At 68.0% G+C, this 23,724-nt stretch carries 18 protein-coding genes; 7 read left to right on the forward strand and 11 right to left on the reverse strand.

The window, feature by feature from the left end; genetic code table 11:
- Positions 1-57: 57 nt before the first annotated feature.
- Entirely contained in the window at positions 58-765 is a 708-nt protein-coding gene (locus RB146_04365; GenBank protein ID MDQ7828216.1) for a rhomboid family intramembrane serine protease, read from the reverse strand.
- A 131-nt stretch (positions 766-896) separates the two neighbouring features.
- Entirely contained in the window at positions 897-1,157 is a 261-nt protein-coding gene (locus tag RB146_04370; protein ID MDQ7828217.1) for a GlsB/YeaQ/YmgE family stress response membrane protein, read from the reverse strand.
- A gap of 639 nt (positions 1,158-1,796) precedes the next feature.
- On the opposite strand from RB146_04370, the gene RB146_04375 reads away from it, so the two are divergent.
- From RB146_04375 to RB146_04405, 7 genes are all read left to right on the forward strand, one after another.
- Positions 1,797-2,822 carry a rod shape-determining protein gene (locus RB146_04375; protein ID MDQ7828218.1) on the forward strand — a complete coding sequence of 342 codons (1,026 nt, stop codon included), beginning with the start codon at positions 1,797-1,799 and terminating at the stop codon, positions 2,820-2,822.
- A gap of 189 nt (positions 2,823-3,011) precedes the next feature.
- Entirely contained in the window at positions 3,012-4,868 is a 1,857-nt protein-coding gene (locus RB146_04380) for an ABC transporter ATP-binding protein (protein ID MDQ7828219.1), read from the forward strand.
- Between the two features lie 259 nt (positions 4,869-5,127).
- Positions 5,128-6,090 (forward strand): serine/threonine-protein kinase, encoded by a 963-nt coding sequence (locus RB146_04385; GenBank protein MDQ7828220.1) that lies wholly within the window; start codon positions 5,128-5,130, stop codon positions 6,088-6,090.
- Between the two features lie 21 nt (positions 6,091-6,111).
- Positions 6,112-6,798 (forward strand): response regulator transcription factor, encoded by a 687-nt coding sequence (locus tag RB146_04390; GenBank protein ID MDQ7828221.1) that lies wholly within the window; start codon positions 6,112-6,114, stop codon positions 6,796-6,798.
- Positions 6,795-7,085 (forward strand): hypothetical protein, encoded by a 291-nt coding sequence (locus RB146_04395; protein MDQ7828222.1) that lies wholly within the window; start codon positions 6,795-6,797, stop codon positions 7,083-7,085. The genes RB146_04390 and RB146_04395 overlap by 4 nt, the downstream gene beginning before the upstream one ends.
- Positions 7,072-8,595, forward strand: coding sequence for a HAMP domain-containing sensor histidine kinase (locus RB146_04400; GenBank protein ID MDQ7828223.1), 1,524 nt, complete (start codon positions 7,072-7,074; stop codon positions 8,593-8,595). Before RB146_04395 ends, RB146_04400 begins: the two co-directional genes overlap by 14 nt.
- Before the next feature lie 44 nt (positions 8,596-8,639).
- Positions 8,640-9,257: a hypothetical protein gene (locus tag RB146_04405; GenBank protein MDQ7828224.1), complete on the forward strand. Its 618-nt coding sequence runs from the start codon at positions 8,640-8,642 to the stop codon at positions 9,255-9,257.
- A gap of 13 nt (positions 9,258-9,270) precedes the next feature.
- Here the strand turns inward: RB146_04405 and RB146_04410 are convergent, their stop codons facing one another.
- The 9 genes from RB146_04410 to RB146_04450 all read right to left on the reverse strand — a co-directional run bounded on the left by RB146_04410 (position 9,271) and on the right by RB146_04450 (position 23,610).
- Complete coding sequence (locus RB146_04410; protein MDQ7828225.1) at positions 9,271-10,005, reverse strand: phage Gp37/Gp68 family protein; 735 nt, start codon at positions 10,003-10,005, stop codon at positions 9,271-9,273.
- Complete coding sequence (gene tcmP / locus RB146_04415) at positions 10,002-11,123, reverse strand: three-Cys-motif partner protein TcmP (GenBank protein ID MDQ7828226.1); 1,122 nt, start codon at positions 11,121-11,123, stop codon at positions 10,002-10,004. The genes RB146_04410 and tcmP overlap by 4 nt, the downstream gene beginning before the upstream one ends.
- Positions 11,124-11,205: 82 nt before the next feature.
- The gene (locus RB146_04420) at positions 11,206-13,974 is read right to left on the reverse strand and encodes a DUF499 domain-containing protein (protein ID MDQ7828227.1); all 2,769 of its coding nucleotides are present in this window, start codon (positions 13,972-13,974) and stop codon (positions 11,206-11,208) included.
- Between the two features lie 10 nt (positions 13,975-13,984).
- Complete coding sequence (locus RB146_04425) at positions 13,985-14,971, reverse strand: hypothetical protein (protein MDQ7828228.1); 987 nt, start codon at positions 14,969-14,971, stop codon at positions 13,985-13,987.
- 5 nt (positions 14,972-14,976) lie between these two features.
- Positions 14,977-17,919, reverse strand: a complete 2,943-nt coding sequence (locus RB146_04430; GenBank protein ID MDQ7828229.1) for a DUF1156 domain-containing protein — start codon at positions 17,917-17,919, stop codon at positions 14,977-14,979.
- Entirely contained in the window at positions 17,916-19,145 is a 1,230-nt protein-coding gene (locus tag RB146_04435; GenBank protein ID MDQ7828230.1) for an ATP-binding protein, read from the reverse strand. The genes RB146_04430 and RB146_04435 overlap by 4 nt, the downstream gene beginning before the upstream one ends.
- A gap of 11 nt (positions 19,146-19,156) precedes the next feature.
- Positions 19,157-21,856: an AAA family ATPase gene (locus RB146_04440; protein ID MDQ7828231.1), complete on the reverse strand. Its 2,700-nt coding sequence runs from the start codon at positions 21,854-21,856 to the stop codon at positions 19,157-19,159.
- Positions 21,853-22,149, reverse strand: coding sequence for a hypothetical protein (locus RB146_04445; GenBank protein MDQ7828232.1), 297 nt, complete (start codon positions 22,147-22,149; stop codon positions 21,853-21,855). The genes RB146_04440 and RB146_04445 overlap by 4 nt, the downstream gene beginning before the upstream one ends.
- A 105-nt stretch (positions 22,150-22,254) precedes the next feature.
- Positions 22,255-23,610: an ATP-binding protein gene (locus RB146_04450; protein MDQ7828233.1), complete on the reverse strand. Its 1,356-nt coding sequence runs from the start codon at positions 23,608-23,610 to the stop codon at positions 22,255-22,257.
- Positions 23,611-23,724: the final 114 nt, after the last annotated feature.

Genomic DNA, 23,724 nt, shown 5'->3' on the forward strand with positions numbered 1-23,724 from the left:
AGGAGTATTTTCCGATCCCGGGAGCGCTCCTGCCCAGAGGGACCGCCCGGCGCGCTCCTACCAGTAGGCCGGGAACCGTCGGGCCACCTCGCGGGCGCGGCCCCGGAACAGGAAGCCGATGGCCACCCCGGCCACGAAGCCGCCGATGTGCGCCCACCAGGCCACGCCGCCCTGGACGGCCCCGGGCGCGAGCTCGGCGGTGCCCTGGAGGAACTGGATGAGGATCCAGAACCCCAGGACCCAGACCGCGGAGAGCGGCACCAGCCGGATGACGTAGAAGGCGACGACCAGGGTGTCAATGCGCGCGTGCGGGAAGAAGACCAGGTACGCGCCCATCACCCCGGCGATGGCGCCGCTGGCGCCGATGAGGGGGACCTGGGAGGCCGGGTCGACCAGGATCTGGCCGACGGCGGCGGCCACGCCCGAGACCAGGTAGAAGACCAGGAACCCCAGGTGGCCGAAGACGTCCTCGACGTTGTTCCCGAAGATCCACAGGTAGAGCATGTTGCCGCCCAGGTGCAGCCAGCCCCCGTGCATGAACATCGAGGTGAACACCGTGGCGTAGACGGGCTGCGGGCTGGGCGGGGGGAGGTCGACGGCCCGGGTGATCTCGTAGGGGCGCATCCCGAAGGCCAGGACGAAGGCCTCCAGGCGCTGGGGCGGCATCTGCCACATGAAGAGGAAGACGAGGACGTTGACGACGATCAGCAGGTAGACGACGAGCGGCGTCCCCACGCCCGGGTTGTGGTCGCGCAGCGGGATCATGCCTTCTCTTTTATCATCGGCCGCGAGGTCTCCTCTCGCGACCGCGCCGCCTGCCGTGTCCCTGCCGGGATGTGAGGAGGCCGGGACAGAGTCCCGGCCTCCGGCCTGCTCTTGCGGAAATGAGGTTCGACCTAGACCGGCCGTCGCACGACCAGCGCCCGCCAGATGGCGAGGAAGACGATCGCCCCGACGGTGGCGACGATGATCGACCAGATGTTCACGCCGGTCGCTCCCGGCTGTCCGAAGGCGGTGAAGATCCATCCCCCGACGATGGCCCCGACTACCCCGATGAGCAGCGTGGCCAGGAAGCCGCCGGGATCAGGACCGGGAAAGAGCGCCTTGGCCAGCCAGCCGGCCACCAGTCCCACGATGATCCACGCCAGGAAGCTCATCTCTCCACCCTCCCCTCAGTCGCGCACCACGGTGCGCGGGCTCCGCGAGACGGCGACGATCGCCACGATGATGACGAGCACCAGCACCAGGCCGACGATGATGGCCCCGTGGTCTGGTCCATCCCGAAGATGGTGGGGCCTGGAGGGCCGAGCGGTCCGGGCGGTCCGGGAGGTCCCGGCGGCCCGGGCGCACCGGGAGCCCCCGGAGCCCCGGGGGCTCCCGGCGGAGCGGGCTCCGGTGGCGGTGGTTGCGGGCCTGGCGGTGCGGGTGGCGGCGGCTCCTGGGCCAGGACCAGCGGAGCACCAGCCAGGACGACGACGAGGAGGACCAGTGCGGTCCAGAGGATCCGTCTCATGACACCCTCCTTCCGGGTAGGGTCGCGGCCATTTTTCCCCCGCCCGCGTGCGCCCGCCGGGGCGTCTATGGTTCGTTAAGCCGCGCCGTCGAGCCGCGCCGAGCCTTCGCAACGCCCGCGCCCCGTTCACGGGGCCGGACCCGTACCAAGAGGGCCCGGTCTGCCCGAGGGCGAAGACCTCTCCCACCCGACCTGACCACCCGGGACCATGACCCCAGCCATCCCCGCCGCAGCGCGCAAGCTCGCCTGGGACGGCATCGCCCGACGGGCGCAGAGCCTCCGCATGCTCGGGGCCCGCTTCGTGCGGGACATGGGCGTCGACCTGGGCACCGCCAACACGCTCGTCTACGTCAGCGGGGAGGGCATCGTCGTCCGGGAGCCGTCGGTGATCGCCCGCACCGCCGACGGGCGGATCCTGGCCGTGGGGGCAGAGGCGAAGCGCATGATCGGGCGCACCCCCGCGGACATCATCGCCGTGCGCCCGCTGCGTGAGGGCGTCATCGCCCACTTCGAGACGACGACCGCCCTGCTGGCCCACTTCATGCGCCAGGCGGCCCCGGTGCGCCCCTGGCTGGGCCCGCGGGTGGTCATCGGGGTGCCCAGCGGCGCCACCGACGTGGAGCGGCGCGCCCTGGTGGAGGCCACGCTGAAGGCCGGCGCCCGCGAGGCCTACCTGGTGGAGGAGCCCATCGCGGCGGCGGTGGGGGCCGGCCTGCCGGTGGAGGAGCCGGGCGCCAGCACCATCGCGGACATCGGCGGCGGGCGCACCCAGGTGGCCGTCATCTCGCTGGGAGGGATCGTGGTCAGTCGCTCCGCCCGCGTGGCCGGCGACGAGATGGACCAGGCCATCATCCAGTACGTCCGCCGCGCCTACAACATGGTCATCGGCGAGCGCACGGCCGAGGCGGTGAAGATCGCCCTGGGGTCGGCGCACCCGCTGAGCGACGGCGACCGCACCGCGGAGGTGCGGGGGCAGCACGTCGTCTCCGGGCTGCCGCGCATCATCCGGCTGACCGCGGCCGAGCTGCGCCAGGCGCTGGCCGAGCCGCTGCAGGCGATCGTGGACACGGTGAAGCAGACCCTGGAGCAGACGCCCCCGGAGCTCAGCGCCGACCTCGTGCAGCGGGGCATCGTGCTCACGGGCGGGGGGAGCCTGCTGCCGGGCCTGCGCCGCCTGCTGGCCGACGAGACCGGCATCCCCGTGCGGCGCAGCGACGACCCGCTCTCGGATGTCGCCCTGGGGGCGGGGCGCGCCCTCGAGCACCTCCGGGCGCGTCGCGTCGCGCTGGCGCCGTCGGGGAGCGCCTGACCTGCCGGACCGTCGCCGACGCGCCGCAGCCGCTCCATCGGCGCGCAGGGCGCACGCGCCGCGCCGTCGTGCAGCGGGACAGCGGCGCCCCGTCGGGAGCCCGCCGGGGGCGCCGGCGTCACGTGAAGAAATCTTCATCCCACCTTCAGGACCCCCTCATCCTCCGGGGGCACAAAGAGATCGAAGACCATGGCTCCCGACGCCCTGCTCCGGCGCTCTGTGCGGGTCTGCCTGCCGGCCCTCCTCCTGGCCGGGTGTCTGACCCTCCTCCTGGCCGCGCTGGAACTGGCGGCCCCCTGGCCCCTGAAGATCGCCGTCGACCACGCCATCGGCGATGCGCCCCTGACGGGCCCCCTGGCCCCCCTGGACCCACTTCCGCCCCTGACCCTGGCGGCGGCGGCGGCACTGGCGGGGCTGGCCCTCGTCGCCGCCGGAGGCGTCCTGCGCTTCCTGCGTGCCTGGCTCGTCGGTTCCACGGCGGAGCAGCTGGCCGCCGACCTGCGGGTGACGCTGTTCGCCCACCTGCTGCACCGGTCCCTGCGCTTCCTCGACCGTCACCCCTCGGGCGAACTCGCCACCCGCCTGTCCAGCGACGTCGCCCGCGTTCAGGAGCTCCTGGTGACAGTGCTCCAGAGTACCCTGCCGGACGTCGTGACGCTGGCGGGGATCTTCGCCATCATGGCGTGGATGGACATCCGCATGGCCCTGGCCGCGTTGCTCATCACGCCGGGGCTGGCCCTCCTCGTCTTCGGCATCACCCCGTGCATCAAGGCGCGGCAGCGGGAGGCCCGGGACCGCCAGGCCGCACTGACCGCCTGGTCGGTGGAGCGCCTGCGCCACGTCCGGGTCCTGCGCGCCTTCGGCCGGGAGGAGGAGGAGACGCAACAGTTCGCGGGCGCCTGCACGGCCGTGGTGCGGAGCGTCCTGGAGACCCTGCGCCTCCAGGCGCTGTTCAGCGTTGCGGCCGACCTGGTCCTGGCCGCAGGCGGCGCGTTCATCCTCTTCAGCGGAGTCCGGGCGGTCCTGACCGGACGCCTGACGGTGGGGGACCTGCTGGTCATGCTCACCTACCTGGGCACCCTCTACCGGCCGATCCGGTCGTTGGCCCGGCTCAGCGGCGATGCCGCGAAGGCGGCCGCCAGCTGGGAGCGGCTGCGGGAGGTCCTGCGGGCGGAGAACGATGGCCACCCCGCGGCCCCCCGGCAGTCCGGCGGCGTGGAGCGGCCGCACCCTCGTGTCGGGCGGTGGTATGGCGGAGGGGGCCGCTCCGCCGCCCGCGTCCCCGCCGGCCCCGCCGTGATCGCGCTGCACGATGTCACCTTCGGCTACGACCCCTCCGCCCCGGTGCTGCGTGGTCTCTCGCTCCAGGTGGACCCCGGCGAGATGGTGACCATCGTCGGCCCTAACGGCGCGGGCAAGTCGACCCTGCTGTGGCTGCTGCTGCGCCTCTACGATCCGGACAGCGGCAGCATCACCTTCGGCGGGCGGGACCTGCGCGACCTGGACCCCGCCTGGCTGCGGCGGCACTTTGCGCTGGTCCCGCAGGACCCCTGGATCCTGGACGGGACGGTCGCCGAGAACATCCGCCTCGGTCGCAGCGACGCCACCGAGGCGGAGGTCCGCGCGGCCGGACGGGTCGCTCTGGTGGAGGAGTGGGTGCGAACGCTGCCCGCCGGGTACGACACCCGCGTGGGCGAAGGCGGCGTGCGCCTCTCCGGGGGGCAGCGCCGGCGTCTCGCCCTGGCCCGGGCCCTGCTGCGGCAGGCGCCGATCCTCCTGCTGGACGAGCCGACGAGCGGGCTCGACGCCGCCTCGGCGGCGGCGGTGCTGGGCGCGCTGCGGCGCACGGCGCACGGCCGTACAGTCGTCGTCGTCTCGCACGACCTGCGGTGTACGGCGCTGGCCACGCGTGTCGTCGTGCTGCGCGGGGGCCGTGTGGTGGCGGAGGGAGGCCGGATGTGGCCGGTGTCGCCCGACGGATGCCGGCCCGGGTCCGTGCGGGAAGTCGTGAGCAGCGTCGCCGACGCGGCGGTGATCCCCACCTGAGGCACGTGGACCCGCCGGGTGACGGAAGGAGGTGATGCGCGGTGGCGATCAAAGGGGTGCCACGGGTCTTCCATGGGGGCAACAGCGGGAGCGGTGGCGGGAGCACGGCCCCGACCCCGCCCACGCCTCCGACCCCTGCCACGGTCACGACGACCACGACCGTGTAGTGCGCACGGGGGGAGGGCGTCGCTGCTCCTCCCCCCGGCGGCTGCCCCGCCCCCCCACGGGCCGAGTCGACCGCTCGCGTGGCGATGAAGGCATGCTGACGCCGTTGCACCGCTGTCTGGACACCCCGCGACCGCAGGCCGCCCTCGGGGGCGAGACCTACCGCCCCGGCCAGCCCATCCTGCCGGGCCTCTACGCCTGTGCTCGCCTGGGAGCGGGGCGGCGGTGCGAGGCCTGGCTCGTCTGGGCCGTCACGCGGTGGGCTGCGGTCGTGCTCAAGCTGCCCCGGCCGGATCGGGCCGCCGACGAGCGCACCCGCAGGGCCCTGGCCCGCGAGGCGGCGATCCTGGCCTCCCTCGCCCACCCGGCGGTGCAGCGCCTGCTGGAGGCCCATGCCGACGCCCCTCGGCCGTACCTGCTCTTCGAGTACGTGGAGGGGCCGACGCTGGACCAGGTGCTGCGGACGGAAGGGCCCATGCCGGTGGGGGATCTCCTGCGCCTGGGGATGCAGATCGCCGGCGCGCTGCACTACCTCCACCAGCAGGGGCTGGTCCACCTCGACCTCAAACCGGGGAACGTAGCGCTACGGGACGGTCGGGTGGTCCTGCTGGACTTCGAGCTGGCGCGGCGGGTGGGGGAGGCTGCTGAGAGACCCAGGCCCCGCGGTACCCCGCCCTTCATGGCGCCGGAGCAGATCCGCGGCGAAGCCGCTTCTCCTGCGATGGACCTCTTCGCTCTGGGAGTCACGCTCTACCAGGCGGCGACCGGTTTCCTGCCCTTCCACCCCGCGCGGGAGGGCAGGGAGTACACCTTCCCTCAGCTGAACGCCGCGCCTCTCCCCCCGCGCGCGCTGCGTCCCGACCTCCCGCGCGAGGTGGAGGCCGCCGTGCTGGGCCTCCTGGATCCCGACCCGCGCCGCCGGCCCGCCACGGCGCTCGCCACGCTGGCCCTGCTCGGGCAGGCGCTCCCGCCAGGTGAGGAGGCCACCTGGCCGGCCTGGGCGGATCGGCTCCTGCCGGGGCCGTCCGGTTGCGCCCCGCACCGTGACCTGCCGTAGTGTTGTCAGAGGCGAGCGGCGGTGACGCCCCAGGTGCTGCTGATCGAGGACGACCCGAGGATCCGGGAGGTGGTGGAGCGCGGCCTGGGCGCCCGGGGGTTTTCCGTCCTCTCCGCCGCGGACGGCGCCTCCGGCCTCGACCTGGCGCGGACGCTGGACGTGGACGTCGTCCTGCTCGACCTGCGGTTACCCGACCGGCGGGGAATGGAGCTCCTGGAGGAGATCCGGGCCATCAGGCCGCGGCTCCCCGTCATCGTGCTCACGGCCCTGGGGGACCTCACCTCCAAGGTGGGCGGGCTCGAGGCGGGCGCCGACGACTACATCACCAAGCCTGTGGCCATCGAGGAGCTGGCCGCGCGGATCCGGGCCCGCCTGCGCGCCCGCGACGATGTGGCGGTGCTGCGGGCCGGGCCGCTGGTGGTGGACCTGGCCGCCCACCGCGCCTTCCTTCACGGCCGGGAGGTGCCGCTGTCGCCCCGTGAGCTGACGCTACTGGCGGCGTTCCTGCGGCATCCCGGACGGGTCCTCTCCCGAGTGCAGCTCCTGCAACTGGTCTGGAACCTGGAGTTCGACCCCGGCTCCAACGTCGTCGACGTCCACGTGGCCGCCCTGCGTCGGAAGATCGGTGCAGCCTTCATCGAGACCGTGCGGGGTGCCGGCTATCGCTTCGTCGTCCCCCCGTCCGGCCCCGCGGAGCCGCCTTCGTGACCGCCGACGTCAAGGCGACGCTGGCGGCGTTGGCGGCGGCCCTCCTCTTCGCAGGAGGCATCCTGCTGGCGGGGACGCGCTTCCGCGGCGGCGGCGAGCTGCCGCTCCCCGCCGTGACCCTCGGCCCCGGGACCGCGGCAGGACCCGACGCGGGCATCCGCTCGACGGCGGACCGCCCGACCGTCCTCTGCCGGACCCTGGCAGAGTACGGCCCGCCCGTGCCCGGGGCTCCCCCTGCCTCAGGCCGGGAGCGACGGAGCCAGGAGGGCCGCGGTGACTGTCCGTAGGCGAGCCCTGCCGCTGCGCGCCCGGCTGGCGCTGACGCAGGGGCTGCTGGTCGCGGCTACCCTCACCTTCGTCGTCGGCCTGACGGTCAACCTCACCCACACGTACCTGACCCGCGAGCTGGATGCCCGCCTGCTGGCCACGGTGCAGGAGTTCGCCGCCGGGCCGGCCCGGCGGATGCGCTCCGCCGACGAGCTGCCAGCTCGGGTCAGGGCCTGGCTGGCCACCCGGGCCATGGCCCCCGACGAGGTCCTCGCCGTCCGCACGCGCGGAGGCCTGGTCATCAGCGCCGGGGGCCCGTTCGACCTGGCGCGGGTGGATGGGATCGCCGGGATCCTCCAGGCCACGACGCCCCGGTGGTTCATCCGCGACGGTCCCGGGGTCCGCGTCCGCCTGGCGGCGGTGCCCCTGCTGCTCGACGGGGTTCCGGTTGGGACGCTGGTGGTCGCAACCCCGAAGACACGGCTGCGGGCTTCGCTGCGGGCGCTCACCTGGAGGATCATCCTGCCCAGTGCCCTCGGCCTGGCCCTGGCGCTGATGGTGGGCTCCCTGGCGGTTCGGCAGTCGCTGCGCCCGCTGACGCAGATGCTGCAGCAGGTCGAGGCCATCCACTCCAGCCGGGACCTCTCCCGTCGCATCGGCGCCGCCGGTCCCCCCGATGAGGTAGGCCGGCTGGCCGCGGCCTTTGACCGGATGCTGGCAAGGGTGCAGGAGGTGTTCCGTGCCCAGCAGCGCTTCGTCGCCGACGCCGCCCACGAGCTCCGCACCCCGCTCACCGTGGCGCGGGGCCACCTGGACCTGCTGGCGCAGGCGGTGGGCACGGCGGACGAACGGCGCTCCGTGGCCGTGGCCACCCAGGAGCTGGACCGGATGGCCCGCATCGTCAGCGACCTCCTCCTGCTCGCCCGCCTGGACGAGGGGCTGCTGCTGGCGGCGGCGCCGGTAGACGTGGAGCTGGTGGCGCGCGAGGCGGTGCTGCGCAGCGTGGCGGCGGCCCCCCACGGCACCGAAGTGGCCGTGGAACCGGGACTGTCCGTGCTGGCGGACCACGACCGCTTGCTGCGGGTTCTGACGAACCTGCTCACCAACGCCGCAGTGCACGGGGGTGACGCGGTGCGCATTACCCTGCGCGCCTGGCGCGACGGCGACCATGGGGCGATCTGCGTGGCCGATACCGGCCCGGGCATTCTGCCCGAGGACCTGCCCCACGTCTTCGAGCGGTTTTACCGGGGCGCGGCGGCGCGTCGGGGGACGGAGGGTGTGGGGCTGGGGCTGGCCATTGCCGCCTCGCTGGTGAAGGCCATGCGGGGGGAGATCACCGTCCGGTCGGTGGTGGGGGCGGGCAGCGAGTTCACCGTCAGGCTGCCGCTGGCTTCGCCCCCGGCAGCGGGTCCTCCTGATGGACATGGGGCCGCGGTGGACGCGGCGGACGATGGTACAGGTGTCGGGGATCCGGAGAGCCCCGGCTGGGCCCCGCTGGCTTCCCGGTCATCCGGTCAGAGCTCAGCCTGAAGAGGGACGGCAGGACGAAGTCCAGCTCCCTGGTAGACGAGAGCATGCTGAGGCCGGCCTTCCGCCTGCTGGCGAAACGCCAGCCTCATCACCACTGGCTCCCCGAATGTAACAGTATTCGACGCGGCCGCCCAGGCTGGGCCGAGCCCGAGATCTGGTTCCGCATCGTCCACGTCGCCGTGGACGGCCCGAACGGCGCGCCCGTGGCCGCCTACCGCGAACAGACCGTCGAGATCGCCCTCGGGCCCAAGGGGGCCTTCGAGAACGGCAATATCTGCACCCTGACGCGCCGGGTGCCCGCCGACCGGGTCATCAACGCCCTCCCGCCCCGGGTCCGCAACCGGAAGCCGCCCAAGGCCCCACGGACGCCTCGGGTGGTCGAGCTCCTCCGCAAGGCCATCGAGTGGCAGGCCCTCCTGGCATCAGGCGAGGCCTCCAACCAGGCCGACATCGCCCGCCGGGAGGGCATCACCCGCGCCCGGGTGACCCAGGTCATGGGTCTCCTCCGCCTCGCGCCCGAGATCCAGGAGCACGTCCTGTCGCTCCCCGACATGGTCCGCCGGCCCGCGATCACCGAGCGGGCGCTCCGGCCCATCGCGCAACTCGAGAAGGCGTCGGACCAGAAGGCCAGGTTCCAGGAGCTTGTGGCGCAGGTCCAGTAGGAGATGGGTCGGATCACCGCGGTTGCAATTCGAGCACATGACCCTTCGGCATGCCATCCCACGTCCGTCCATCGAGGACGCGGCCATTCCGCTTCTTCTGTACGCCGCCCCACTGCTTGAAGAAGAAGGGGACGCCTGCCGCGCGGCACTGTTTCCGAATCTCCCTCACCCACTTCGCCTCGATAGGTCGCGCGCCGGGTCCGCTCTCCCCGCCGACGATGACCCAGTGGATGCCGGAAAGGTCGAGAGTACCCAAGGGGCCCAGCAACGGCTCCAGCGACAGGAACCGCACGGCGGCCGGCACCTTCCGAAGGTGATCGGCCCGCCAGAGGTACTTGGCGGTCTCAATCGACACACCCATCCACACGTTCGGAGGCCAGTTCAGGTCCGGGGCGAGCTCGGCCAGCCTCTCCGACCGCTTGGTGAGGATCTGGAACGTGTGCCACGAGGCCCTCTCCATCGTGCTGAACACTCTCTGGACGAAGTCGAGGGGGACATTCTCGTGGAAGAGATCGCTCATGCTGTTCACGAAGATGGTCCTGGGCTTCTTCCAGGTGAGGGGAAGCTCAAGGCGATCCGGCCACAGGCGGAGGTCGAAGCCCTGCTCGTAGGGATGACCGGGAACGCCGCGCCAGCGTTCCGCGAAGGTCTCGGCGTAGCAGTGCTTGCACCCCGGGCTGACCTTGTTGCAGCCCGTCACGGGGTTCCACGTCGAGTCCGTCCACTCTATCGTGGACTTTTCGCTCATCTCTCCCCTCCTTCCTTCGGGGGGAGAAAGCGCACGCGGTCCTTCTTCTGCAGACCACGATCCGTCTTGGAACTGACCGGCGTGATCTCGACGAGGCCCTCCTCCTTCAGCTGCTTCACGACAGAGCGATAATGCTTCTCGATGAAGGGCAGGTCCCAACTCTCCTCGCGGATCTGATCAAACTCGACCTGCTTCCCGGCGTACTCCCTCAGGAGCGCCTGTCGCAGTTCTTCTTCGCGCGGGGAACTTGAAAAGAGCATACCGTGCTTCTCGCCGCTGAAATCGAACAGACCTTCCTCGTCCCCGAGCGGCCACATCACCTCCTTCATGAGCAAGGCCGCCTTCGAGTGGTTGGATGCGTGGATGAGGTAGTACTTCGTGCGGCTCTGGGCCATTTCATCTTCGACGTCGAACCGGATGCGAAACGGCAGCTTGTAGCGCGCGTTGACCTTGGACATGAAGTACTCAAGGAAGCCCTGCTCCCGCTTCCACCCGCTCTCCCTCAAGAACGGCTGCGTCCGCCATTCGTCATTACCGAACATTTCGTCGAGGTGGTGCTGCACCTTCGCGTTACCGGCGTCCATGTTGATCCGGTAGAACATGAAGTTGATCAGCGCCTCCGTCTGCGGGCGTTTCAGGATGTCGTTCAGGATCGGGACCGTCAGCGGGTGCCCATACGGGTCCACCATGAAGAACGACGGTGCGAGCTTCGGGACTTGCCCAAGGAGCTTCGGCACGAACTCCTTGACGTCCTCCGCCATCACATGCACCTGCACTCCCTGTCCGTAGGGCTGCACGCCTTTCAGCTCGGCATCGAGCGACGCTCTTTGCTTCTCGTCCTTCTCGACAAGGATCACGGTCATTTGGTGACCTTTCGCCTTGGCGAGATACTCCTGCGCCGCACGCACCGCGATGATGGGCGAGCCGTCAACCTTCTGCCCCTCGAACTCGTAGGCGCCGGGACCCGCGTAGCAATCGAAGTAACAGAGCCGACGGTTTCGGGAGCCCAGGATGTGTTCCCACGAGGGCAGATACTTCTGCAGGATGATGTGCTTGATCCGCGAGACCTGCTTGAGGTGTTGCGGACCGTCATCATCCTGAATTGCGTCTGCGGCCATTCCGGCCTCCTCTACTGAAAGGCCCCTTACACGCGGAACCGGGGGACACCCTACTTCCATCGGCAATCCTCGCCCCGACACATCAGGCGTCGCGGATCTGCACCTTGTCTGCGAGCCCCAGGTCATCCAGGATCTGACGGAGGTCCGCCGTCAGGCTCCCCGCCACGTCGCGGTTGACCGTAACGGAGAAGTCCACGCCGACCTTGAGATCGGAGCCGGACCGGAGCTTCGGCAGGACCTTCGTCCCCAGTCGATTCCACACCTCGGGTGGGACAGCACCCACGAGGCGGATGGTCTTCGTCTGGACTCCAGGGGCAGGCCCCGGGCCGGGCTCGGGTTCGGGACCAGGTCCGGGACCCGGCACCGGAGGACCCGGCTGCGGTTCCGGCCCCGGAGCAGGCACTGGACCACCTGCCTTGAGCGCCTGCGCCTTGGCCTTGGTCAGCAAGAAAACACCCGAGTCGAACGCGACCTCGTCCGCAGTAACGGGCTCCTGGAACCAGATACGCTCGTAAGTGCCGTCGGGCCTCTGTCCCGAAGCGAGACCGAAGTCGCCCCTTCCGACGAACTCGACGATCTTCCCCCGCAAGGTCATGTCGGGATCGAGCAGCCGCGTGAGCGAGCCGTTCAGGAAACTCTGCCGCAGGCTGGCGAGCGGCCACGCGCCGGACTCCTTCAGCGCAGGCGGCCAGTTCCGATCGATGTAGCCCGCACCGACGGACTCGTTGAGCAACGCCGCCGACTTGAGCGCGGCGATGACCCTGCCGCACAGAGTTTCGCCGCTGCTGGAGTGCCCAGCCCCCAGGTCGATGGTCTTGAGCCCGTCGGCCTCCTGGTGGTCGGCGATCACGGCGAAGCGATAGCCACCCCAGACCTCGTCCTTGGCGGCGTCCTCTGCGGCGGCGACCTTCGACTGGAGATCGGCGCGATCCGTCCGGTCGAAGTCTCCACCCAGCGTACCGTCGGCCACTTCACGGGCCACCCGCTGCCAGGCGAGCCACAGCTCAACCTTCTCGCGCAGGTCCCGGCCCGGCTTCTTGATGCACCACACGAGCGACCCCGGGTAGAGGCGCGGGGATCTGCCCCGTTGCTTCGTCCATTCAGCGATTTGCTCCCGCAGCGAACCACTGCCCGTCCACTCGGCCTCCGGCTCGGTTATCACGAGCGTTAGCCTTGGAGAGTCCGGGACCTCCGCGCCGTCCCGTGGGAAGAGCACGACGGGAATGCTGGCTCCCCGGCGGAACTCGTCCTCGACGAGCTTGCGAATTGCCGGCTTGATCTCGGTCTCGTCGTCCAAAGACGCTCGGCGGTCACTGACCACCTTCTTCATCGTGGGTTGGTGGCTGATCTTGAACCCGTCCGAGCCCACCTTGCGGATGAAGTAGGACTTGTCCTCCAGCGCGAAGGCGGCGTTGTCCACCGAGGTCGTGTCCACCTCCGGCTCGCCGAGGGCGAACCGCAGTTCCGGCAGGTGCGCGACCTTGTCTGTCTGGCCCCCCGACGACTCGAAGAGGATCGCCGTTCCCACCCGGCGGTGGATGTCGCGGAGCGGGCCTTTTGTGTCCGCGTCCAGCGCCTTCGCGTGGGCCTGCTCGCCGGCGATGTCCGCGTCGATGGCCGCGACGAGCCGGGACTCCCCGAGCTGGCCGAGGATGACGCTGCGGAAGCCGGGATCGAAGAGCGGAGCCGACCCGAGCGTGATGAGGGGCTCCGTGCGGGCTTTGCGGAAGCTCTCCTGGGATGCGATGGCGATCCACTGGGCCAGCATCGCCAGCGTCCCACGCGTCTGCTGGTACTGCGAGAGGGCCTGCCACTTCCGCTGGAAGACCGAGAGCGTGGCCGGATGGAAGGGGTAGCAGGCCTCGAATCGGCGAAGGAGGAATTCCCGCGCCTTCGCCTCCGTCGCCGCCGTGTCCACGGCCGTCCACTCCGGCGGAAGCTGCGCCCGCCGTTCGAAGCACCAGTCGGCGAAGGCCTTCGCCACGTTCTTCCTGGTGCGCTCGCTTCCCAGGTCCTCGAAGAGACGCCGCCGGACGACTTCGCTGATCTCGGTCTCGTCGTTGGCGATGAGGTCCTTGGCGACACGCCGGACGACCTTGGTGATCTTGTCCTGCCACTGCATGTCCCAGTCGGTCATTTCGACCTGGCTGCGCGGGAGGCTGATCACGGCCGCGCCGTGCGTCGTCCCCGTGGTGGCGACCGTCAGGTTCTGGATGAAGGCGTGGAACGACTCCGCCATGCCGCGATGCCGATTGAGGAAGTTGAGGACCTCGTCGAAGAGGAGGAGCACCGGCGCGCCCGCCGCCTGGAAGACGCGGGCGATGGACTCCGTCCCGGGCGGGGTCGTCTTCGCGGCCGTCCCGAGCACCTCGACGCCCTTGTCGCCCGCCAGCTGGCGGGCGATGTCGATCCATGGGGTCTCCCGGCCATCCTGGGGGTCCCAGGCGTTCCCCACGAACACGCCCACACGCGCCTTGGGGACAGACGAGAGGCCAGCGTCCCGGAGCAGGTCGGAAACCCCCGAGTACCCGGCTGCCTTCTCGCCGCTCGTGCCAAGGTGGTAGAGGGCCGTCAGCGTGTGCGTCTTGCCGCCGCCGAACTGGGTGATCAGGGTCAGAACCGGAGCGGTGTTGTCGGTCTTGCCCGAGAGCCTTCGGAGCACCAAGCCGGCGTGCTCGCGGAGCGCCCTGGTGAAGCAGGTGCGGGAGAAGAACTGCTTGGGGTCGCGGTAGTCCTCCGGGGCCGTCTTCGCCACGACCTGCTCGAGGGCGATGGCGAACTCGTCCGGGTTGAAAGACCGTCCTTCCCGGACCTCCTTGCGCGGCGTGGCTACCCTGTACCAAGGTTCCATGACGGTCCTCCTACGGTCTCTTCATGCGCGCGAACAGCTCGGTCGCGGACTTCTTCAGCCGTCCGAGGTTCGCGTATGCTATCGGCTCGAACGCGCTCTGGCAGGAATACATGCGGTAGCGGATGCCGTCGGTCACGACCACGTCCCGGGGTGTACCGAGCGCTTCCACGTAGCCCTTCGCTTGCTCCAGCGCTCCTTCGACGCCCGCCCCGAGGCGCTTCGCCTCGATCACGAGGTGGCAGTTCTCCGGGGTCCGCGGGAGAGCCCGGAACAACGCCACGTCGATGTAGCCCCTGCCTGCCGGCAGGCAGGGCCACTTGACGGCGATGCGTTCCGGCGGCCAGCCCAGCGCGCCCAAGAACGGAACCACGAAGTGGGCGATCAGTTCGTCCTCGCTCGGGTGCTCGCCGAACGCCTGCCGATCCCACAGGAGCGGGACGAGGTCGTTGGCCGCCGCCACGAGCCCCTGGAGGGCTGCAGGCACATCCTCCAGAGGCGGTTCCTCCGCCGGGAGATCCGGCAACGCGACCGTTTGCCAGTGCGTCGGCGGCGAATTGAGGAAACGATCCGCGTAATCCGTCACCTCGTCGTTCCACGTCCGCGAGCAACGCGTCGGGTTGGCCCCGAACACCGGGGTCGTGAACGTGTGCTCCTGCGGGAGCTTGCACCAGCGCACGCGGCGGGCGTGCTGGAGGTCCCACCCGTTCACGTCGTCGAACTGGTTGAGATACAGGTAGTCGCTGGCCACGATCCCGACCGCGCAAATCCTCGAGATCCCCGTGCGTAGCAGGAAGACGTCGCCGATCTGGACCTCGCTGGCGAAGCGACGCACGAAGCCGCCCTCGAACTCGTCGTCGTCGCGTTCCGGCTTCCAAGGGCCCGCGTCTCCCGGACCGATGAGGCCGACGCCGTACTTCAAGAAGACGTCCGCATACGGCCGGGACGCCTGCCCAGCCGCCAGCTGCCAAATTCCCCTTGTGGTCGTCTTCTCGTTCATCGCCATCATCTCGGGACCGCCAGGAGCATCGCGTCCAGCAGGCGCTTCTCCTCGCTGCTCTTCGGGTACAGGGCAGAGAGCGCGTTGGAGAGGCGGAGGAAGTCCGGCCCTCGCTCTTGCTCTGCCTTCAGCAAGGCGCGCAGGGCGTTAGCCCGACCGCCGGCCTGAAGCAGCATGGCCATGTGAACGCGATCGAGTGTCGTCGCTTCGCGGCTGGTCTCCAAGGCCTCGTCGGGTACGTCCGCGCCTGCCTTTCTACGCCCGCGACCGCGTCCCTTGCCTTTCGCCTCTTCCTCGTTCTCCGAGAAGAGCATCAGTTGATGGATGTCCTCGGGAGGGGCTTTCTCCAGCCTCTGGGCGACAGCATCGGCACCATCTTTCCCGAAGAGGATTCTGGCGCGCTCCGCTACCGACAACAGCCGAACGACCCCCTTCTTCGTCTCGATGATCCGGCCTTCCCACTTGGGCAGGTTGATGCCCAGGGGCTGAGCGAATCGACGCACAACGTCGAAGACGAGCGTGTAGCCCTTAGCCTTCCCCTGGGAGGTCTCCTCTTCTTCGTCCTCCTCGGTGGAGACTTCCTCCTCGTCGATCTCCTCAGGTCCAGCTCCCGCAGATCCCCCGTTGGTGCTTTGGAGCGTCCAGAGGAAAAGCGCCGTCAGTCGCGCATCTTCCTCGACAGCTCCCGCAGCGCCATTCCGGGCCTTTGCCTCAGCGGTGCCGAGCACCTGCTCCAGGGCAGCACGTCCGACGACTTCCCACACCTTCTCCAGGTATTCGGCGAGCTTGACCTCCCGGCCATCGGCGGTCTCGACCTTGCGGTAGCGGCTGAAGATCTCCAGTGCGGGGCCTATGCAGGCGAAGACGAGATCCGCGCCGCGGATGCCTTCGGCCTGCAGCCGCTCCATCCAGTCTCCGACGCGCTTGGGCAGTTCCCGCAGGACCTCACCCCAGTCACCGACCTTCGCGTTGTCCGGCCGCGGGCGACAGACTAGGTGCACGCTCGTCTCCAGTGCGGCGTAGCCCTGTCCGCGCATGCGCTGCTTTCTTTCCGTGGCTATCGGCCAAGAGCCGGTCGTTCGCCAGCCGGCATCCACAAGTGCTGAGACCAGCGCCTCCCAGCGGTCCGTCTCCTTGTGAGCGAAAACGACCGACCCGACGCCGTCTTCCCGGATGGTTCGTTTCATCTGGCCGAAGGCTTCTTTCATCCGGCTTTCGTACCAGTCCCGGTCATGGACGCCGCCGTCGCTGACGGCGCGGTTCTCCGTCAGCTCTCGCGCCTTTTCCGTCTCAACCGCCGAGAATGCCTGCGGCAGGCGGCCACGCAACCCGAGCCGGAGCCATCCGTAGAAGAAGTCGGACAGGTGGGCGTAGGGAATCTGATTCGCATACGGCGGATCGGTAAAGATCACGTCCACCGACTCCTCCGGCAGGACTGGATCAAGAGCGTTTGCGAGAAGCGGTGACGAGGGCTGATAGCGCGTCGAGGCCAGTTGCCGAAGGGCGCTGCGAACGCTTCGGACCGAGTAGCCCAGCCCTTCGCAGTTCGGGCTCAACGGATTCCCTTCCACGAAGTCGGCACGCATCGGCACACCGGAACCCTGTATGAAGACCGATGTTACGCCCTCCGAAAGCCAGACGCAGAGCGAGGTGTGATACTGGGCGTTGTCGGAGTAGGCCGTGTAGAGGCATGCCGCCAGGGCGATGAGCAGGTCCTTGTCCTTGACCCGTTGTCCCGCCTCCTTGAGCGCATCTTCGATGACCTCGTGGATGACCCAGCGGGAGAAGCGCTGGCGCGGGGCGAGGACATCCGCCCAGTTCGTGATCCCGAATGGCCGCGGGCGGAACCCGGTATCGCCCTCGGGAGGTGCAGGCGGCATCTCAATGTGAACCTCATTCGCCCTGCTCCGGGCCTCCTCATACGCAGCCAAATCGGCCTTTGCCGGCGTGTAGTAATCCTTCCCTCGACCAGTCGAATTCTGTCTGACCACTGCCAGCAGGATGGCGTCTTCCGCTCCTCCACGCCTCTCTCGAAGCTGCGCTTGGACGCGCATGCGGCCCGTGACCATGTGACATTTCGGACAGGTCGCGTTATTGCCCGCGACCGTTCCGCGTTCGACCTCCTTATCGCTGGCCGGTTCGAACACCTCGATCCGAGGTTCGAGCGAGCCATTCGGATACAGGATGCGCAAGGCCTTCTTCCGGCCTTTGGCCTGGGATAGCCACAGGTTGCGGACCAGCGGAATCGTCGCGCCACAGCCAGCAGCCTCGCACCTCACCACCCGCGCCCAAAGGTAGGCGAGGGGTTTGCGCTTCTGTGCGTCGGCCGGGTAGTACTCTTGCAGACGCAGCTCTATCTGCTTCAGAACCCACTCCGACCATTCCTCGAACAGGTCGGCGAGTTCCGGCCCCTTGCGCCCGCACCACTCGAGCGCGATCTTGAGTTGGAGCCATGCGACCGGGTTGAGTTCCGATGCCGTCACCTCGCAGCCAAGGCGCAGCCCTTCGAGAGGAATTGAGCCGCCGCCAGAGAATGGATCGAAGAGGTGCGGCGTCGTGCCATGCGCCGCCTGGATCAGCTTCCGGGCTGTCGAGACGTAGCCTCCCTTGTTCACGAGGTTCCATTCAGCGAGTTCCGCTACGAACGTCAGTAGGGCGCGCAGCAGATCGAGGTCGGAAGGCCCCACCTTTCGGAATTGCTGGAGCTCCTTCCTGGCAACCGCCTTGAACGACTCCGGGCAGTGCGAATCGGTAGGATCGGGTAACAAGAGGGTCAGCAGAAGCGCACGGCAAGAAGCGAGGGGGCGCCGGGCCCACCAACTATGCAGGAGCGAGATGTGGCCGCTGTCCACGCGGGTCTTGATGTTGTTCTCCCGAACGCACGCATCGTTGACCGCCGACAGGGCGAAGTCGATCTCGGCCAGACGCCGGCACTCTTTCAGAATCATGACCGCCTCGGCTCCTTCCAAAGCCGAACCGTGAGGCGGCTCTCCTCGGGGATAAACTCGGGTTCGGTTCCGTTGTGGGCGCGCATGCCCGGGATGATCTTCTCGCGCACTCCCATTCCTCGGAAATCCACGTAGCGGTAGTCGCGCATCACGTTGACCAGCGTCTGGTTCCGCGCGTAGCGCATGCCCGCCTTCATCCCTTCTAGGGTGACCGTGTTCGGCAACCTGCCCGGGCTCTGGATCTCGAGCCGATCCGAATAGACGGCGAGCGTGATGTCCGAGCCCGCCACGCTGTAGTCTCGGTGGACGAGGGCGTTTACGACCGCTTCCCGGAGAACCGCAGGGGGGTAGGCAGGCCGATCAACCCTCTGCCCGCCCTCGAGGTGAGCAGTCGGCTCCGTGTTCCGGTTCACGAAGTCCAGCGCCTGTTCGACGAGGCCCGATTCGGTGATGGAACCATCAGCGGCGCAGAGAGGCACCAAGGGTCCCTTCAACTGTTCGTCCGCGCGGGTGGCGTAATCCGGCGTCGCGCCGGGATAGCACAATGCACGAATCCCCGACTGCGGCAGAAATCGCTTGGGCGTCCTCCCGAAGAGCAGCATGCCGTCAATGCTAGGCACAGCCTGGCCTGCGGACACGGTCATGAGATCCAGATTGCGCAGAAGCCTCTCCCACTCCTCGACGGCTGCTTCGGCGGGGACGCTTCCCCCGAGGACGCGGGCGAAGTAATCGCGGAGCCGCCGGTCGTCGAGATCTTCCAGCGTGGCACCGGGTACGGGCTTCAGACCATACTGGACTCGCCCGGACGCCTGGAACATGCGCTCGAGCTCTTCGCGGCTGGCCTCGCGGCTTGTACTCCCCACGCGGATGAAATAGGTGCGGCGGTTGTTGTGAACCCGTCCGTAGGGTTTGTCCGGGCCTTGGGAGACGCGAACGATCAGGACGTCTTTTCCAGGCTCAACCGCACGCACCCAGGAGAGGTGCGGCACGATGGGAGGCTCGATCTTCACTCGGCAGAGCTCCGCGACCCATTCCTCGAGGTTGGGTCTCGAGGTCCCCGACACGGTGCCATCGTCCTCGATCCCGAGAAGGACGATCCCGCCCTCCAGATTCAGGAAGGCCACGAGTTCCTTGGCGAGCTCGTGGTTCTCAACGTCGTCGCGCTTGAACTCGACGCCGGAGTTCTCGCCGTTTTTCAGAAGTTCCAAGAGTTCGGTCTTCGTCATCGTGTCCCTTCCTAGAAGCCGTACTTCAGGCGCCGCATCTCGAATGCTTCCCGTCCACCTTCCAGGACCTCCTCGACAAGCTCTCTGACGGGGCGGGCGTCGATAGACCCCATGTGCTCCTTCGGCATCCGCGCCCTGCCTTCCTGCCCGGCCTCACCGGAGGCGGTCAATCCGACGATGAGTTCGGCGTCCCCGAGCACGGGTATGTTCGCGTTGTGCGTCGCAAAAACGAACTGCCTGCGCCGTTTCTCCTCGCGCATCTTCGGCACGATACCCTCTGTGATGAACCTGTTGTCCAGATCGTCCTCCGGTTGGTCCACCACGAGAGGGGCATCGGACTCGAGAAGCAGTAGGAGAAGAACGGCCGTCGCCTTTTGGCCCGTCGAGAGACCCTCGAGCTTCTGCCACCGAGCAGGTTGGCCTTCGCCTGCCACGTTCAACTCGATCTGGGTCGTGGGGGCCAAATCCAGCTCCTCGAGTTCCATGACCACTTCCGAGGGTGCCTGCGCGAGCCGGTCTGCTTGCGCTGGAGGCATCTTGTACCTTTGGGCGAGTGCGTCCCTTCCCGATCTCCAGGCGTCGGAGAGTTCCTTCAGGGAGAGGCTTTCGGCCTGCCGGAGCGCATCAAGCGCTTCTGAAAGTCGACCACCGACGCGCTCCTTGAGGAGTTGAAAAAGAGGCTCGCGATTTCCGGCAAAGGTCACCTGGACACGCACGCGTTCGGCGAGTTGCTTGCTGACCTTCTTCGCGGCGCGCTCGAGTTGCCGGAACTCCTCGGCCTTCACGTCTTCCCATTCTGCGAGCAGACTCCGGCGACGGTCTTCGTGCTCCTTCCTGGTTCGCTGGAGAATGGCCTGGCGCTCCCGAAGCGGCCGAAGCTCCTCGATCTGGCGCCTCAGACGAATGAACTCCTCTCCGTCGATCTTCGATTTCTGCAGCTCACGGAGGATCTTCTCGTAGGCCGCCTGAACTTCCTTCTTGCGTACTTCCCACTTCTTCTTCACGTCGGCCAGGCCGCGGTCGGCGACCTCGAGGGCCTCTTGCATCTGCCTGGCTACCGCTTCAAGTTCGCGGTTGAGCCGGGAGAGCACGGTCTCGATCTCTGCCAGGATCTCCTTGCCCGGCAGACCGTCGAGGGCCTTCTGCGAGACGAACACGCGGTCGACTGGCAATGCGCGTCGCAGATCCTCAAGCACCTGTCGGTACGGCGCAAGACGACCGCCGGCCGTCTTGAGAACCTGCTCCTCCCGCACCAGGAGGCTCTGTTCTTTGAGTCGCTCTTCCAGGCCCGCATCCTGGAATCGCTTCAGGGTTTCTTCGAGAGCCGGGAGCGCAGCCAGGCGCTCTTCGACTTGCAGAAGCTCTCTGTCCGAGTCGAGGATCTTCGCTCGAGACTGCTCGAGCTGCCTCCTGACGTCGGCCTTGCGCTGAGCGAGTGCCGCATCCCGCTCCACGAAACGTTCGAGCAAGCGCGTGCGCTTCTCCGGGCTCTTCGCCAGCTCGGATATTTCATGCTGTCCGAACACTTCGACCTGCGGGACAATGGTCGCGGGAGTCAGATTCAGAATCTCGCCGTTCTGGACTCGGATCACCGGTGGATTGGGAATGGTCCGCTCGATGCGATACTCCTGCTTGTTGGGTCGGTGAGAACGGACAAGCAGGGAGATCTTGGTGCCGTTCCTCAGGACGTTCCGCACGATGCCCTCGTGTGCCTTCCGGGCATCTTCGCCGAGCGGTTCCAGTCCAAGGACGTACCGCAGGCTCTCAATCACCGTGGACTTGCCGGTTCCTCGTCCGCCCACGAGCACATTCAGATTCTCGTTGAAGTGAATCGCGGCACCATCGAGGAACCCACCTTCCCAGGCGATGGTGACGAATTCGGCATGGTCTTCGGGAGAAGGAGCGCTGTTCAAGCGAATCCTTGAGCCCGGATCGAGAAAGGCCTGCCGGAGGCCCTCAACACCCACCTCGGACATCTTGATCCAGCAGGTGGCGGAGGGGTCATCCAGGTCCCCGGGTGCCGCGACATCACGAGCGTTCACTACCGCGACGGCGAGCCCGTTGCCTGATACGTGCGGGCGACGGTAATCGGGGTTCTTGTTCTCGACGATGACGCGGACGTCCTGGGGCAGGTCGTCAACGGGCCCCGGAATCTGAACGGCAAGCAGGTTGTCGTCCTTCCAGGCGCGGATTCTCGCCTGTCCGCTCAGCACTCTAAACAGACCGCCGTCGTTCGTTACGTGCGCCGCGATGGTCACTCCACCCTGCTCCCGGACGCAGCGGAGGATGTCCGTGAAGGTCTTGGTCGACGGCTGCGAGGACTGGTCCGTATTGCGAATGCCGAACTCCCCCAGGTAGCGCCCAAGGCGATCCTCGTCGGTGTCCGGGGGATAGATGCACAGCACATGAACCCCTTCGCTGCTCGAGAGCTCAAACCCGGGAAGCACGTGGATGTCACGGTCTTGAGCGGCCTCCCGGATGAGCGCGACGCCGCTCACGTGGTTGTGATCCGTTACAGCCAGCACGGAGACGCCCAACGCCGCAGCCTTGTCCACGACCTGGCGGGCATAGGTTTCGGCGTTCCCTTGGGCGGCCTTGCCGCGATAGGTCGTCGAATAGTGGTGGGGATTGATCTGGAGCGCGCACTTATAGAAGCGAGCCCCGCCGGGCAGCTTGAGAGCGTTCAGGAGAGGATCGGCTTTCGGCGTCATCGATGACCTCCATAACCCGGGCTCTCCTCCCGCACCTGCATCGGCTTCGTCAGGGCATCCAGCGACAGGTAGTAATGCGCCACCTTGGTCGCCTCGTGCCAGTCGAGGCGGGCGGGGTGTTTGATCGGTTCTTGGAGCTGCGGGCTGGTGGTGCCTGCCTGCGCCGCGCCCGTTGCGGCAGGCAGGCAGTTCGTGACCACATACAGCCAGTAGCAATTGCGCGCTGCCGTGCGATTATTTGCACGCGAGCGATTCGCAATTGCACGCGAGCAATTATTTGCTCGGAATTCCATATCGGGTTCCTTTCGTCGAGCCGGCAATTCGCTGGATCTTCCCCAGCCTTTCGAGCCTCTTCAACAGCCGATAAGCCTGCATAGGATTCAGTCGGCAAAGTTCGGCTACCTCGCCCCGGTCAATGGAGCCGTGCTTGTGCACGAACTGCAAGACCATTTGCTCCTGCTGGATCGGTTCGAAGCCGCGTTGACGGACGTAGGCCGCCCGCTCGCCCAGCCGGCGATAGGTCGCGGCCGAGAGGTGCCACGTCCGACCCTTTCTCTCCCCGCGAGACTCAACCAGACCGCCTCCACCAGCCGCTGGAGGAAGCTACGAGCCTCGGCTTGCGCTTTCTGAATGAGAGCGCCGGCCTTATCCGTCGTCAGGCAGCGCTCGATCCACAGGTAGTTCAACAGCAGCAACTCATCGAGCCCCAGTGTGCGCCCTGCCTGACTTTCCTCGGCCACCATCCGGGCAAACTCGAGGTTGGCCTCGCCTCCAGGAAGGACGAGCACGACTCCGGTCTCGTTGCTGCGGGCATAGCTGGGGGCCGGGCGGCCGTTGCGCAGCTGCTCGAAGTAGATGGTGTCGATGCCCCGTGCCGTGCGCTCGACGATGCCGGCGCGCTTGAAGGCGTCGGCGAGCAGCGGATTGCGGGGCCGCGGTTGCGTGACCAGCAGGTTGTCGAGCCGCACGCCCTCGGGGAACCCGCCTGGGTTGCCGATCTCGATGCGGTCCTCGTGCCACTGCACATGAACGGCGCCGAGCCGGGTGTAGTCCCGGTGAATCAGAGCGTTGGCCAGGCCTTCGCGGAACACCGCCGGCGGGTAGTCGGGCACCGCAATGCGCAGCATCCCAACCAGCACTTCCTCCTCGCGATTGCGGGCGCGGAAGCGGGCCAGCAGCTCGTCAACGACGCGCAGCAACGGCCAGCGGAAAAAGTCGTTGACCTGGACCTGCTGCCCCGAGAGCACCTGGAACGCCACCTCGTGTGTCGGGAGCAGCCGGCGCAAAGCCTCTTCCCGTCCGAACAGCAGCAGGCCGAGCACCCGCACCGCGGACAGGTCGTGGCTGGCCTGGACGGCGCCGAGCGCCTTCGCCAGTTCGATGTCCGGCAAGTCTACGAGACCGGCGTCACCGCGCCCCTGGCTCTCGCGAACAAAACGGCGGAAACGGTCGAACTCTAGTGGGTCGAGATCGTCCCACCGAGCGCCCCGGACCACGAGCCCCGAGTAGTCCAGCACGCCTCGGTCCGCCTGGAGCGCTTGCATCTCGTGAAAATGGAACGGAACGCAAGCGGGGCGGCCGTCGCCCCCGACGCCGATGAGGAGCCACGCCGGTGTATCGCCCGAGCGATTGGCCAGGCACACCACCGCCTCGACGAGCTCGCCGTCCGAAAGTGATTGCCGCTCTTCGCCCTTGAACTCCACCAGCAGCGTCTCACCCGCGCCGATGAGGCTCCTCAGATCCTCAAGGGTCACGACGGTCCTCCATAAGGCGGGGACTCCTCCCGCACCTGCATCGGCTTCGTCAGGGCATCGACCGACAGGTAGTAGTGCGCGACCTTTGTAACCTCGTGCCATTCGAAGCGGGCT

Source organism: Armatimonadota bacterium, assembly GCA_031081585.1.
GTDB classification, from domain to species: Bacteria; Sysuimicrobiota; Sysuimicrobiia; order Sysuimicrobiales; family Humicultoraceae; genus Geohabitans; species Geohabitans tengchongensis.